At 61.2% G+C, this 12,804-nt stretch carries 10 protein-coding genes and 1 tRNA gene; 7 read left to right on the top strand and 4 right to left on the bottom strand.

What is annotated here, in order from left to right; genetic code table 11:
* Positions 1–273 precede the first annotated feature (273 nt).
* The 3 genes from GYM67_RS09285 to GYM67_RS06395 all read left to right on the top strand — a co-directional run bounded on the left by GYM67_RS09285 (position 274) and on the right by GYM67_RS06395 (position 3,201).
* On the top strand, positions 274–849 hold the full coding sequence (locus GYM67_RS09285; protein ID WP_258561461.1) for a hypothetical protein: 576 nt from the start codon (positions 274–276) through the stop codon (positions 847–849).
* A gap of 185 nt (positions 850–1,034) precedes the next feature.
* Positions 1,035–2,741, top strand: a complete 1,707-nt coding sequence (locus GYM67_RS06400) for a BspA family leucine-rich repeat surface protein (protein ID WP_220236125.1) — start codon at positions 1,035–1,037, stop codon at positions 2,739–2,741.
* 187 nt (positions 2,742–2,928) lie between these two features.
* Positions 2,929–3,201 (top strand): hypothetical protein, encoded by a 273-nt coding sequence (locus GYM67_RS06395; RefSeq protein WP_220236124.1) that lies wholly within the window; start codon positions 2,929–2,931, stop codon positions 3,199–3,201.
* A gap of 112 nt (positions 3,202–3,313) precedes the next feature.
* On the opposite strand, the gene GYM67_RS06390 is transcribed toward GYM67_RS06395, so the two are convergent.
* Both GYM67_RS06390 and GYM67_RS06385 read right to left on the bottom strand, forming a co-directional pair.
* A tRNA-Arg gene (locus GYM67_RS06390) sits at positions 3,314–3,390 on the bottom strand.
* 44 nt (positions 3,391–3,434) lie between these two features.
* Positions 3,435–5,312: a 1-deoxy-D-xylulose-5-phosphate synthase gene (locus GYM67_RS06385; RefSeq protein WP_220236123.1), complete on the bottom strand. Its 1,878-nt coding sequence runs from the start codon at positions 5,310–5,312 to the stop codon at positions 3,435–3,437.
* Positions 5,313–5,489: 177 nt separating this feature from the next.
* Between GYM67_RS06385 and purE the strand changes: the two genes are divergently transcribed.
* The 3 genes from purE to GYM67_RS06370 all read left to right on the top strand — a co-directional run bounded on the left by purE (position 5,490) and on the right by GYM67_RS06370 (position 7,659).
* Positions 5,490–5,996 carry a 5-(carboxyamino)imidazole ribonucleotide mutase gene (gene purE, locus GYM67_RS06380; RefSeq protein WP_220236122.1) on the top strand — a complete coding sequence of 169 codons (507 nt, stop codon included), beginning with the start codon at positions 5,490–5,492 and terminating at the stop codon, positions 5,994–5,996.
* Positions 5,980–7,146 carry a 5-(carboxyamino)imidazole ribonucleotide synthase gene (gene purK, locus GYM67_RS06375; protein ID WP_220236121.1) on the top strand — a complete coding sequence of 389 codons (1,167 nt, stop codon included), beginning with the start codon at positions 5,980–5,982 and terminating at the stop codon, positions 7,144–7,146. The genes purE and purK overlap by 17 nt, the downstream gene beginning before the upstream one ends.
* Before the next feature lie 69 nt (positions 7,147–7,215).
* Positions 7,216–7,659, top strand: coding sequence for a Fur family transcriptional regulator (locus GYM67_RS06370; protein WP_220236120.1), 444 nt, complete (start codon positions 7,216–7,218; stop codon positions 7,657–7,659).
* On the opposite strand, the gene GYM67_RS06365 is transcribed toward GYM67_RS06370, so the two are convergent.
* Both GYM67_RS06365 and GYM67_RS06360 read right to left on the bottom strand, forming a co-directional pair.
* The gene (locus GYM67_RS06365; RefSeq protein WP_220236119.1) at positions 7,631–10,234 is read right to left on the bottom strand and encodes a bifunctional lysylphosphatidylglycerol flippase/synthetase MprF; all 2,604 of its coding nucleotides are present in this window, start codon (positions 10,232–10,234) and stop codon (positions 7,631–7,633) included. The genes GYM67_RS06370 and GYM67_RS06365 overlap by 29 nt on opposite strands.
* Before the next feature lie 54 nt (positions 10,235–10,288).
* Entirely contained in the window at positions 10,289–11,653 is a 1,365-nt protein-coding gene (locus GYM67_RS06360) for an alpha/beta hydrolase (RefSeq protein WP_220236118.1), read from the bottom strand.
* A gap of 189 nt (positions 11,654–11,842) precedes the next feature.
* Here GYM67_RS06360 and GYM67_RS06355 point away from each other — a divergent pair, with 189 nt between their 5' ends.
* Complete coding sequence (locus GYM67_RS06355) at positions 11,843–12,763, top strand: metal ABC transporter solute-binding protein, Zn/Mn family (RefSeq protein ID WP_220236117.1); 921 nt, start codon at positions 11,843–11,845, stop codon at positions 12,761–12,763.
* Positions 12,764–12,804 lie beyond the last annotated feature (41 nt).

Raw genomic sequence — 12,804 nt, 5'->3', positions numbered from 1 at the left:
CCGTGACTTCGATTTGTTAGACATGCCCGGCCTGCTGACATACTGGGCCAGAAGTTGCCAAGGGTGAATTTGGGCCGGTCCGCTGGCGCCGTTGGATTGGAGGTGCATACGCGGTTTGGTCGCAGAGATTCTGTGGTCCTCCTGAGGCGTTTGAAGTTTGCCAAGACCGATCCGCGTTAGGGTAGCCATTGGCCGCTGCTGTTGGCATATCAGGGTGTAACCCAATGTGACACGGCTTGTCCGGGCGCGTATGACCTGGCGCGCATCGATCGTTTGGCGCGCGTCTTGCCTGCGGGCAAGCCTGGGCTGGCTCCGGATCCTGTTGTGCCTCGGATTGCGGTGGACGGCTCCTGCGGGCCGGCCACGGTCAGACGGTGGCAGCAGGTTATGGGCACTCCGGTGGACGGGGTGGTTTCCGGCCAGGTGAAGCCTGACGGGCGCGCTTATGCCTGGCCGAGCCTTGTCTCCTGCACGTATGGGGGGTATGGGAGCCAGCTGGTCCGTGCGGTGCAGGCCAGGCTGGGGTTGGCCCGGGACGGCAGTTTCGGCCCTGCGACCGTCAGGGCCCTCCAGGCTCGGCTCAACCAAGGACCTTCTGAAAGGAGGACAGCCGTGACAGGCAGCGATCCTATGCCGGAGCATGCGTCGGGCCGGCCTGGCTACACGCCGGTCTTTTCTGACGCGGTGCGCACGGCCGTCTATGTGCTTGGCCTTCTTGCCTCGGTGGTGGGGCTGGGTTTCATGTGCTTCGGCCGCCCCGGGATCGGCGGGTTCATCTCGACGGCCGCGGGAGCCGTCACAGCCGGGTTCGGCGTCGCCTACAACCCCGTACGACTGGCAGACAAGTAGGCACCATTCACATGCAACAAGACGCCCTTGTTTCGGGAGACCGGAGCGAGGGCGTTTTTATTATTCCCGGGGTGGGGTCCGTGTATGGCTGGCTTGTGGTGGTATTGTGAAAACGATGTGATGCCGCGGTGTCTGCGGGTCGATTGTTAGTGGGGGTGGATATGTCTGGTGTTCGAAGGGGATTGTTGACAAGGCTCCCGGCTCTTGCTGTGGGTGCTGTGGCTTGTGTGGGGATGCTGGCGGCGTTGGGTCCGGTGGCGCCGGCTCGTGCGGACGGGGGCGGCGGCTCGTTGCCGCCTGCGGCTGCCCGTGCTGTCCGTGAGGCCAAGGCGAGGAAGGATCCGGCCCGGCTGGCTGCGGCTGCGAAGGCGGCCAGGCCGGTGGTGGAGCCTGTGGCGCCTGCGGCCGCTCGGTCGGCGGAGCCTGACGGGCTGGTGGGGTCGGGCATGTGGGGGTCCAGCCCCTGGGAGTACCGGGTGGAGAACGGTCAACGGGTGCTGACCCTGCATGCCGGAACCATAGGCAAGACTTATTCCCCGGGCGATTGGTACTCCGGGGATTCGGTTGCTGACATGCTGCCGGACAAGGGGTCGGGCCTGTCCGTGATCCGCATCGACCCCGGCGTGGCAGCCGCATATGGTGAACACCTGTTCGCTGGGCTTCCCTCGCTGTTGAGGATCGAGGGCGGCGGGAACCTTGATGTCAGCAAGGTCACGTCGACGTATCGGATGTTCGAGGATGACGTGGCTTTGCAGAGCGTCGACGTGGGCGGCTGGGACATGAGCAACGTGACTAACGCGGCAGCGATGTTCAAGAACTGTCGGTCGCTCAGGAGCCTGGACGTGGGCAACTGGAATACGAGCAAAGTCTCTCAGACGGGATGGGGCGGTGAGGACCAGTATGACCGTGGCGATGTCCAGTACAACGAGGCTGACCCGATGCATGAAACGCAGGGGATGTTCGAGAACGATTCGATGCTGACCTTCCTGGACGTCGGCCGGTGGGATGTGGGAAAACTGGTTGACGCGGCCGGGATGTTCAGGGGCGACACCTCGTTGCAGTATCTGGATGTCAGGGATTGGAACACGAAGACCCTCTCCTACACCGCTCATATGTTCGAGCATGATGCCATGCTGGATAACCTGGACACAAGCGGCTGGAGCCTGTTGAGCAATCAGGAGACGGCCTATATGTTCAGGGATTGCGGGAGACTGAAATACATCAACCTCGATCACATCGCCGCCTACAACGGCGGTTTTGACTCCATGGTGTACATGTTCGCCGATGACCCCTCGCTGGTGAGCGTGGACATGAGCTATAGTGAGTATTCCGCCGTGAAGTATATCGGGCACATGTTCGCCAATGATCCCGCCCTGGTATCGGTGAATATGAGCCATACCAGCATTGGGGAAGTCACGCGTGCGGATTACATGTTCGCGGGGGATAGATCCCTGACCGACGTCAATTTCCGCGGTTCTTGCATAAGTGTGAGATTCACGCCAGCTGGGGATGAGCATGAGACGAGGTTGGAGCATATGTTCGACGGGGCTTCATCCCTGTCCTTTCTTGACCTTTCGGCATTAAGCAGCGCCTCCCCGGAGGAGAATCCTCCTTACACGCATGTCCATTCTGAGGACATGTTCGCGGGGACAACGTCGCTTCATACGCTGGTGCTGCCGCGTGATGCCTACCACTGGATGGCGAATTCCGGTCTGCCGGATGTGCCGGTTGCGGGCAGCCTTGTGCCGGGGTCGTCGCAGGTTGTGGCTTCCTCCCGGTGGGTGGCGTTGAATGGGTCCGCGAAGGGTTCGATGTACACTTCGCAGCAGCTGATGGACATGGGCCCGCGCCCCGAGGCGACGGTCTACCAGTGGGATATGAGGGATGCCTGATTCCCTGGTCCCTTTGTGTTCGGGGCTCCCCCCCCCCCCTGAGCGGCGTGTCCGCATGAGCGGTTCTTGGGGGTTGGGGCCGGCCGTGGTGCGGGTGTGATTGGTGTGCGCGTGCTTCTGGCAGCCGTGGGACACGGCGGCGGGGGGATCCCTCCTGGAGGCGCGCAGGCCTCTGTCATCCGAAGGCATGTGCATTCCCGATGATGCCAGCCAGATGCCCGACAACCACCCCGGCTATGTGCCGGCCCCGGAGGATCGCCGAATGCGCTTGACCATCCTCCTGCACCAGCGGCTCGACCAGATCATCGACCAGGAGAGGCAGCCAGGCATCAGCAGGCAGGAGGGGCGGAGATTCAAAGGTCTCCACCAGCAGATCAGGACCGACATGGCCGCTATCCGTTATGGAGCCACAGAGAAGACAGTCGGGGACCTGGAGCGCAGATATAAGACTCGCCGCTGATTTTTGTTTTTGCCAATTATGGGTCACACATGGGTCACACATGAGGGTTTTCTGCTGCTGAATCAAGTTAATAGAATAGCCCTACTCCTCAATAAGGAGTAGGGCTTTTGCCTGGTGACCCCGGAGAGATTCGAACTCTCGACCTACAGATTAGAAGTCAGTTGCTCTATCCAGCTGAGCTACGGGGCCAAACTCTTTCATTATAACTGTCTGAATCCGCCGGCGGGTCAGATCTATGAAGCCTGGTCGACAAGGGCATCCGATATGGCTTGAGCCATTGCAGGAACGGTCATGCCATACCTTTCCAACAGGGTGGCCTTGGGAACCCGGTCGTTGAATTCCTTAGCCGCTCCGAAGGCCAGGGTACGAACCTGACTAGGCCCGTAGTAGGCAGCGACAGCTTGGCCCCAGCCGCCGTCCAGCTGACCGTCCTCAATGGTGACCACCAGGGAGTGGGTGTCGGACAGGACATCCAGGGTCTGCTCATCCAAGCGGTCATAGCGATGTGGGTCCACCAGTGTGGGCTGCAGCCCTAGGGATTCTTCCAAAGAATCAGCCAGGTCACGAGCCAGGGGCAGGGCGTCGCCGAGAGCCAGCAGGGCCACTGTCCTGCCTTGCCGCAGGATACGATAGCGATCCCATGGCTGGTCTCCGGTCGTGGGATCGAAGGTTGCCGCCGCTATTGGCTTGCCTGCCCGTTCCGTTGCCAGCGTGCGCTCGCCGGGCACCCTGATGACCGCCGGCTGTCGAGCCGGGCCAGTGGCCCAGGCCAGCATGTTCAGGAACTCGGCCCCGCTGGTCGGAGCCAGACAGGTCAGTCCTGGGATGCCTCGCATCATGACCATGTCGGTCACGCCTGAATGCGTGGCATCGGTTCTAGCCACACCGGTGGAGAAAACCAGCAGTGTCACCGCGCTGCCATTCAAGGCCATCTCCTGTTCGATCTGGTCGTAGGCCCTCTGGAAGAAAGTGGCCGAGGTGGCGACGACAGGCGTACCTCCGGCCTTGGCGATGCCGGCGGCATAGGCCACCGCGTGTGATTCGGCTATGCCCACGTCCCGGTAATGGTTTCCGGCACGCTGGCGGAAGTCGGGATCGATGCCGTTGGACAGCGGCGTTGCAGGTGAGATGACCACCAGGCCCGGCTCCTTCGGGAACCTGGCCTCCAAAGCCTGCATGGCCATTCTTCCATAGGTTTTTCGTGAGTTGGGCAGACGGCCCAGGGAGTCCAAGCCATCCTGCCAATGGTTGGCCTCGACCGGTCCCTCGGCAGGCAAATCAGGCAGGGGAGTCATGTGGGCTTTTTCGCCAATGCTCTCATTCATGGAAGCCAGGCCGATCTGCCCTTGGCTGCCCTGCCCCAGCCCAAGGCCTTTGCGGGTGTGGATATGGACCACCACCGGATGATCGGCATCCTTGACCTGGCGGAACACCTCGATCAGGTCCTTGATCCGGTTGCCTTCCTTAATGTAGCGGTAGTCCAGCCCCAGGGCTCGGAAGGGATTGTCCGAGCTCCGCCCACCGCTGGCACGCAGGGCCGCCAGGCTCTTGTAGAGTCCCCCATGGTTTTCGGCGATGGACATCTCATTGTCATTGACCACAATAATCAGGTTGCCGCCCTGCTCAGCCGCCCAGTCCAGCCCTTCGAAGGCTGGCCCGCTGCTCAGGGAGCCGTCGCCGATGAAAGCGATGATGTTGGCCCTGCCGCCGGTCGCATCCCGCTGGGCGGCCATCCCGCAGGCCAGGCCTATAGAGGTGCCGGTGTGCCCCAGCATGAAGTCGTCGTAGGGGCTCTCCTTGGGCGAGGTGAATCCGGACAAATCCTTCTGATGCTCGGGGTTCGTGTAGGCCTGGCGCCGACCGGTCAGAATCTTGTGGGTGTAGGCCTGGTGAGAGACGTCAAAGATCAGATGATCATGAGGCATATTGAAGACGTAGTGCAGGGCGATGATGGGCTCGATGGTGGCCAGGTTGGAACCCAGGTGGCCGCCATGGCGCCGACAGTAGCGGATCAGCAGCTGACGGATTTCATCGGCTAGACGATTCAGCTCTTCCAGGGAGAGGACCTTCAGATCCTTTGGGGAGTCGATGCTGTCCAGAAGCTTGCCCATAGCCCTCCTGTCTGTTTCGGTAATAATCAGATGATTCTAGGTCTAAGTCGGCTGCCCGAAGCCTCTGAGAACTCGATGTTCACCAGGCCCGGCCTTTACATCCATAGGACCGTCACGATTGGCCGGCTTCTCTCCGGCCTTGCGTAGTATCGAATGTGCATGAACATTGGAGGGCCGATGGCTGACAATATACATGAAGGGGCATGCGTGGCGGTGATCATGGGATCATCAAGCGACTGGGAGACGATGAAGGAAGCCTGTCAGGTGCTTGACCGGTTCGCTATCGTCTATACCAAGGAGGTTATCTCCGCCCATCGCACACCTGGGCGCATGGCGGAGTTCGCGCATCAGGCCCGGAGCCAGGGCTTAAGGGTCATCATCGCCGGGGCCGGAGGAGCAGCCCATCTGCCTGGGATGGTGGCGGCCCAGACCACGCTGCCGGTCATCGGGGTGCCAGTAAAGTCCCATGCACTGAGCGGGGTTGATTCACTCCTGTCCATCGTGCAGATGCCTGCCGGAATTCCTGTAGCGACCACGGCCATAGGGGCATCCGGGGCTACCAATGCCGGCCTGCTGGCGGCTTCGATCCTCTCCATCAACGATTCCGAACTGGCTCAGGCCCTGGACGACTACCGTGCCGAGCTGGCCCGATCCGTGGAGGCATCCAATGCCAAGCTTGTCTGAGGAGACCAGGGGGAAAATCGATCATTTGGAGCCGGGGTCCGTCATCGGAATCGTGGGCGGCGGCCAGCTGGGACGGATGATGGCCCTGAGCGCCCGCTACCATGGATTCCGCATCGGTGTGCTGGATCCCACGCCCGATGCTCCAGCGGCCCAAGTGGCCGACTTTCAGGAGACGGCCGACTATGGCGACCTTGATGCCCTCAAGCGGCTTGCCGAACGCAGCGATGTACTCACCTACGAATTCGAGAATGTGGATGCTGACGCACTGGATCAGGTGAGGGACCATGTGGCCATTCCCCAGGGGACCGATCTGCTCAGGGTCACCCAGGACCGCGTCCACGAGAAGACCTTCATCAACCGCCATGGTATCGATACAGCCCCTTGGAGGCAGATTGACAGTCTTGACCAGCTGGACGCGGCTTTGAAAGAACTGGGAATGCCCGCTGTGCTCAAGACTCGCACTGGTGGGTATGACGGCCATGGCCAGGCAGTTCTGCAGACAAAGGAGGATCTGCAGGCCCTGAAAGCGCGGATGAAGGGCCGAGATTTTCCGCCTTCTGTGCTGGAGGGGTTCGTGGACTTCGCCTTCGAGGCCTCCATACTGGTCTCAGGCAACGGAAAGGATTACGTGACCTTCCCCATGGTGCGTAACGAGCACCGTCACAACATCCTGCACATGACTCTGGCGCCGGCCCAGGTCGAGCCTGAGGTGGCCAATCGGGCGCGTGACATGGCCTTGACTCTCGCCGACGGCTTCGAGCTATCGGGGACTTTGGCCCTTGAACTCTTCGTGATGCCCGACGGCGGTCTGGTGGTCAACGAGTTGGCCCCACGGCCCCATAACTCCGGTCATTACACCATTGAGGCATGCTCCATGGACCAGTTCGATGCCCACGTCCGGGGCATCGCCGGATGGCCCCTGCCCAATCCTCGCCTGCTCAGCCCGGCTGTCATGGTCAACGTTCTGGGTCAGCATGTGGCTCCAGTAAGGGGGCTGCTGGGTGAGCACCCCGAATGGTTCCTGCATGATTACGGCAAGGCCGAAGTGCGCACTGACCGCAAGATGGGGCACCTGACGGTGCTGACCGACGATCCGGAGCAGACAGCCCACGGCCTGGAGGCCACAGGCTGCTGGTCCGACCTGGAATGAACCGAATCCTCACATCTGTCCTGGCAATCCGGATGTAGGCTTGGTGGAGCCCAAGGAGTGTGTCTCATCATGAACGCTGGCTCATCCGTCGGTCGCCGGACGCGGCAGAAGAACGCCATCTGGAAGGTTCTTCAGGCCCAGAACGACTTCGTCTCAGCCAAGGAGCTGCACAGGCTTCTGCACGATTCAGGCCAGCGAATCGGCTTGGCCACGGTCTATCGTCAGCTGGGTTTCCTGCATATGTCCGGCAGCCTGGACTGCATTGAGCATGGAGGCATCCGCCTCTACCGAGTCTGCTTGGCCCAGCGGAAGCACCATCACCATTTGGTCTGTGAACGCTGCGGCAGGACCGTCGAAATCAGCCCGCCCGACGATGGCTGGTTGAAGGCCATGGCGGCTGAATACGGCTTTACAGTCTCCTCGCACACCCTGGAGGTCTACGGGCTGTGCAGCAGCTGTCGGGGCCGTTCCGGTCAGACAGACGTCAGTGATCCTCCCGGCCCTTGGGCATAATGGACTTGATGGCATCCCAGGCCTGTGAAGCCTTGAGATTGGGCAGATAGGCCTGAACTACAGCCAGACCGATCTGAGCGAGCTGAGCCGGATCGGGATAGCAGATATAGACCGGGTGCTCGCTGGGCTGGAATTTCTTCTTGAAGAAGAAGAGCGAGCGGAAGCCATAGGCTGGTTCCATCAGGTCGGCCACCAGATGAAGTGCGTGCTGCAGGAAAGCGGTCCGATCTTCGCCCTGATCATCGTCTTCGCTGCTGTCCATGCCGGCCAGGGGAGCGGCCGATAGGCTCATGAATTCCGCCGTGCCTTGGTCGCGCAGACGTTCAGCCATTCGCGCTATCAGGAACTCCATGATTCCATTGGGGCTATCGGTCCGGTGCCGCATGAAGTCCAGGGTCCAGCCGATCACCTGGCCCTGGCGGTAGGTGGGCATCCAGCTGGTCACGGCCAACACCTTGCCCTGGCCGTCCACGGCGTAGAGGACGGCCATGCGCGGGTCCCTCAGCTCATCCAGGCCACCTAGGGTGAACTTCATCTCAGGCAGCGCCTTGAGTTCAGCCCACTGTTCGGAGATGTCCACGATCTGCGACTGGACATCCCAGGAGGCATCGTTGAATGTGGTCAGCACATCGGTGATCTTGTCGCGCCTGGCCTTGTTGATGGCTGTGCGAATATCCTGCCACTTCCTGCCCTTGGTCTGCCAAAGGCTGGGCGTGACCACCATCTCCGAGCCGACTGTCAGGGTGGACCAGCCGCGGGAGACAAGCAGATCGCGCTGTGGCTTGTGAACGCTGTAGAAGACCGGTGACCAGGAGTGGGTGTTGCAGAAATGTGTGAATTCGTCCAGATCATCCGCATACTCGTCAGGGTCTCCGAATGGGCCAGTGGTGGTCAGGGCTATGCCGTGCAAAAGCCGGTAGGCGATGCCAGAGCGGCCGCTAGGGGAGAACCAGTAGCTGTTGCCCTCCCAGGTGGTCATGAAGGACATGCTTTCGCCGCCGTACTCGACCAGCCTGTCAGCCTCCTGGCGTTCGCTGCCGTTCTGGATGACCGAGCTGCGCATCCAGGAGAGCAGAACCACCAGGACCACCAGCCAGAAGATCAGTCCTATCCCGTGGCTGACTATTCTGCCTGTGGGGGTGCGCGGCACTAGGGTCGGAAGGAAGCGTGAAGCTACTCCATTGGGCAGGTAGAGCTCAGGCAGCTGGGAGAGTGCTCTGCCCGTGGTGGGCCAGGGGCTGAAGGAGCCGGGACTGATGGCGGTGAAAGCCATATAACCCATGGCGGTGGCCAGGAAGGCCAGAACGATGGCCGCCCAGCCCAGTTGCAGACGGGAAGTCTTGGTCCGCACCAGGAAGATGTCCAGGTTGCGCACCAGGAACCAGCTGAAAATAAGCGGCGGCAGGGTGATGATCAGCAGTGAGGGCAGGGCGCCGTGACGGATGGCCTGGGGCAGGCCTTCGCTGATTGTCAGTGGGAAAACCAGGAAATAGAGCAGGGCCAGGACGATGGTCAGGGCATTCAAGACCAGACCGGTGACCGCTGCGACTCGGCGGCCGTGATAGATTCCCCAGGCCACTACCAGCAGGACCAGGGTGGGCATGATCAGGGACGAGACGCCACTGGGGCCATGGCCGGCCACCAGACCGTACTGGGCATAGCAGCTGGCCTGGTTGTTTTCAGCAAGGCAACGGGACAGTGTGGCGCTTCCACCTCTGTTTGAGCCCAGGAACGTGCCTAAGGGGGTGAAGAAGCCTGCGCGGATTCGAGAGGAGACTGTGACCAGGGGGCCAAGTGCCAGGACTGTGGAGACGGCTCCCAGCAAGTGGCGGGTCTCGTAGGAGCCGCTGTGGCCATGCGGATTGGCATCCTTGACCGGTCCGTGCCAGAGGTGTCCGGTCAAGTGCCCGATCAGGGCTGCCGCCAGGGCGCAGTAGTAGCCAGGGTTGCCGGTGTAGAGCACGACCAGGATCAGGGCGGTGTAACCGATGGTGGCAATCCTGCGGCGCCAGAGAAAGTCGCTGAAGGGTATGGAGGCCATCAGGGCACCGACCACCAGGATGATGGGGCTGAGCGACATGGGCACACGGATGAACCAGGTCCAATGATCCTGGAGAGCATTGATCAGTGTGCAGATAATCAACCCGATCGTCGTGCCGCCTATGGCGCTGATGACTGCGGCCAACACGGTGCGTCTGCGTCCCAGCCGGGTCTCGGCGATGCACAGCATGACCAGGACCAAGGCCACATCTATCACGAGTTCCAGAGGACCAGGAGTGATGACAAGGGATACCAACAGGCGTGCGAACTGGACCAGGAGAGAGAATTGGCCATGTCCATGGAAGGGCCGGTGCGCTTCTTGGATGATCAGATCGGACAGAGGCATGCCTAGACGGTTTCTGCCAGGGATGTGCAGCAGCCAGATCAGCAGCCAGCTGATCAGATTGAGCAGGATCAGTCCGAAGCTGAAGGCCAGCGCAAGGGCGTGGCGTCTGGCCCATCGTGCCAAGTCTGTCAGCAAGACGCTCTTGGCTGAAGGTTCCATCAGTCTGGATCCCTTATTCGTTGTCTGCATGATTGCGGCGGCTCTTTCTGCTGATGATCTTTATTGATCTGCTGTATCGGCGCTTCAGCTGATGTTCATCTCAACAATATCCGGAAAGTCCTGGACTGGTTGGGACATTGGTCCAAGACCCATGGATTCGCCCAGCCATTCCAGTCCGGGCTTCCAGGCGGTCTTGACCGTGTGCCAGTCATGGCCCGACCCTTGGGTTACGACGGCCTCCACACTCATGCCTGCCTGGTCGGCGGCCTTGGCGATGACCATCATATTGTGTTGGGACTCCTTGTCGTTGGAACCAGCGGCAGTGAATAGCCGCTGGTTCGATGGCGCCCGCTCCATGATGGCTTTGGCAGGAACCTGTGCCAGGAAGCGTTTTCGGTCGCCGCCGAAGTAGTCGTGGATCATCTGGTCCTGTCGACCCTGGGTCGGCTCCAGCTCCCCGTCGGCTGGGAGCATGTTCCCGTAGATGTTGGGATGCCGGGCTCCCAGCTGAGTGGAACAGGTTCCGCCCTGGGAAAATCCTCCGATGGCCCAGAGCTGGGGTTTGCTGTCGACCGGCAGGTTGGCCCGGATCCAGGCGGGCACGTCACGGCTCAAATAGGTTTCAGCCTTTCCATAGACAGGTGAATCTACGCACAGGCTGTTGTGGAAGGAGGAACCGTTCTGGTCCGGAGAGACCACCACTGGAGCCAGTCCATCATGTTTGGCGGCGTAAGCATCCATCATGGCAGGGATGGATCCGGCGGTGAAGAGCCGGTCGGGGCTGCCAGGCTGGCCGGCCAGTAGGACGAAGACAGGCAGGGCCGGAGGCTTTTTGCTCAACGCAGCGGGCGGCAGGTAAATATCGGCCGGTCGGGCCAGGAAGCGGGAGCTGTCATTGGGAATGTGCACGCTGTAGGAGCGGCCGGTGCGGGGATAGGCCGGCAGATCGCCCCGGGAGGCCCGGGCGCGCCACTGGGCCACACTCATGGCCGGTCTGGCTGCCTGGTGGCTCCCATAGTCAGGATAAAGGGTGACGCTGAACAGGGATCCCAGTGTGGTGAACTCCCCATAGATGATATCCACCCGCAACCCGGTGGACAGCAGACAGAGCAGGACGCTCAGGGCTGCCAAAAGCCGTCGCCATCCATGTGCAGTAATGAGGATGCATACGGCGAACCCCACAGCTAGGAAGCCCAAGGCTACGGTGATGATGACCATCCAGCCCAGGGAAACTCCGAAGAGCATGAAGACGTCGGAGACCAGCCATGTGGCCAGCAATCCCAGGGCTCCTATGCCAACTGCTATGGCGATCTGTTTCAACAGGGTCCGCCAGCGTCCATGGGTCAGTCCGGTCAACACCAGCAGAACCAGGGCCAGGGCCGCCAGGGTGAACAGCGTCACGGGCAACCATCCTTGGGTCAGATGGATCTTTGCCAGCCATGTACCCATGCAATTCCTTCCAGATAAAACGTATCCGCAGTTCAGTATAGGGATTGTCCAGGCGGGTGGCTGCCATTTGTATAGGCGACCTTTCTGGCCATTGGTTGTTCTATGGTAGATTTATTGATAATCAATCTCAGTAACGGTTCTAGGGTCGTTAAGAGGCCGCAGACCGTCGCCAGGAAGGAACCCTCATCCATGCATGCCAGCAGCCCACGCCTTCGCCGGACCCGCACCCTGGTCGTCGCCCTCCTGGCCGGACTGACCCTGCTGACCAGTCTTACAGGCTGCGGAAGAAGCGAACCGACCCCATCCGCTTCTGGATCCGGCCCTCTGCAGGTGGTGGCCAGCATCAATCAGTGGCAGTCCCTGGCCGAGGATCTGGGTGGCGACCAGGCCCGGGTGGACACCATTCTGAGCAACACCTCTACTGATGCCCATGACTATGAGCCGACAACGGCCGACATCGCCCGAATCAGCCGTGCCGATCTGGTCATAGTCAACGGGGCCGGCATCGATGACTGGGCGGCCAAGGCCGCTGAAACCGGACGGGCCAAGTTGGTCGACGTATCCGAGGCATCGGGGCGCAAGACTGGCGACAACCCCCACCTCTGGTTCTCCTCCCAGGGCAGGAGAGCAGCCGCCAAGGCCGTGCATGAGGCATACCGGCAGTTACGCCCAGGTCGCGAAGCCAATTTTGACAAGGCCTACCAGGACTGGCAGGGTCGGCAGACCCGGCTGGACGATCTGATTGCGGATGCGCGCAAGCAGACCCAAGGTCGTCACTATGCGGCCACGGAATCGGCTGCCTACTATCTCTGTCATGATCTGGGCATGGAGGATCTGACACCCGAGGGGTACCTGCGGGCGGCCGCCAACGAGAGCGAGCCCTCGCCCGAGGACTTGGTGGCCTTTCGCCATCTGCTGACATCCGGGCAGTTGGACATGCTGGTGCTCAACGTTCAGGAAGTCAATCGAACCTCCAAGGAGCTGGCCGCTGAGGCCCGGAAGGCGCATGTGCCGGTCTTCGAGGTCAGTGAGCAGCGCCCCGAGAAGTACGGGAACCTGGAGGACTGGATCAGCGCTCTGGTCCAGCAGGTGCCGGGCGCCAAGGCCTGATGGCCTGCTCGCTCTTCATGTTCGCTAAGGGGTGTTTTCAC

The sequence above is a fragment of the Bifidobacterium asteroides genome, assembly GCF_019469425.1.
Taxonomy (GTDB): domain Bacteria; phylum Actinomycetota; class Actinomycetes; order Actinomycetales; family Bifidobacteriaceae; genus Bombiscardovia; species Bombiscardovia asteroides_I.
This window is presented reverse-complemented; position numbering and strand designations above follow the sequence as displayed.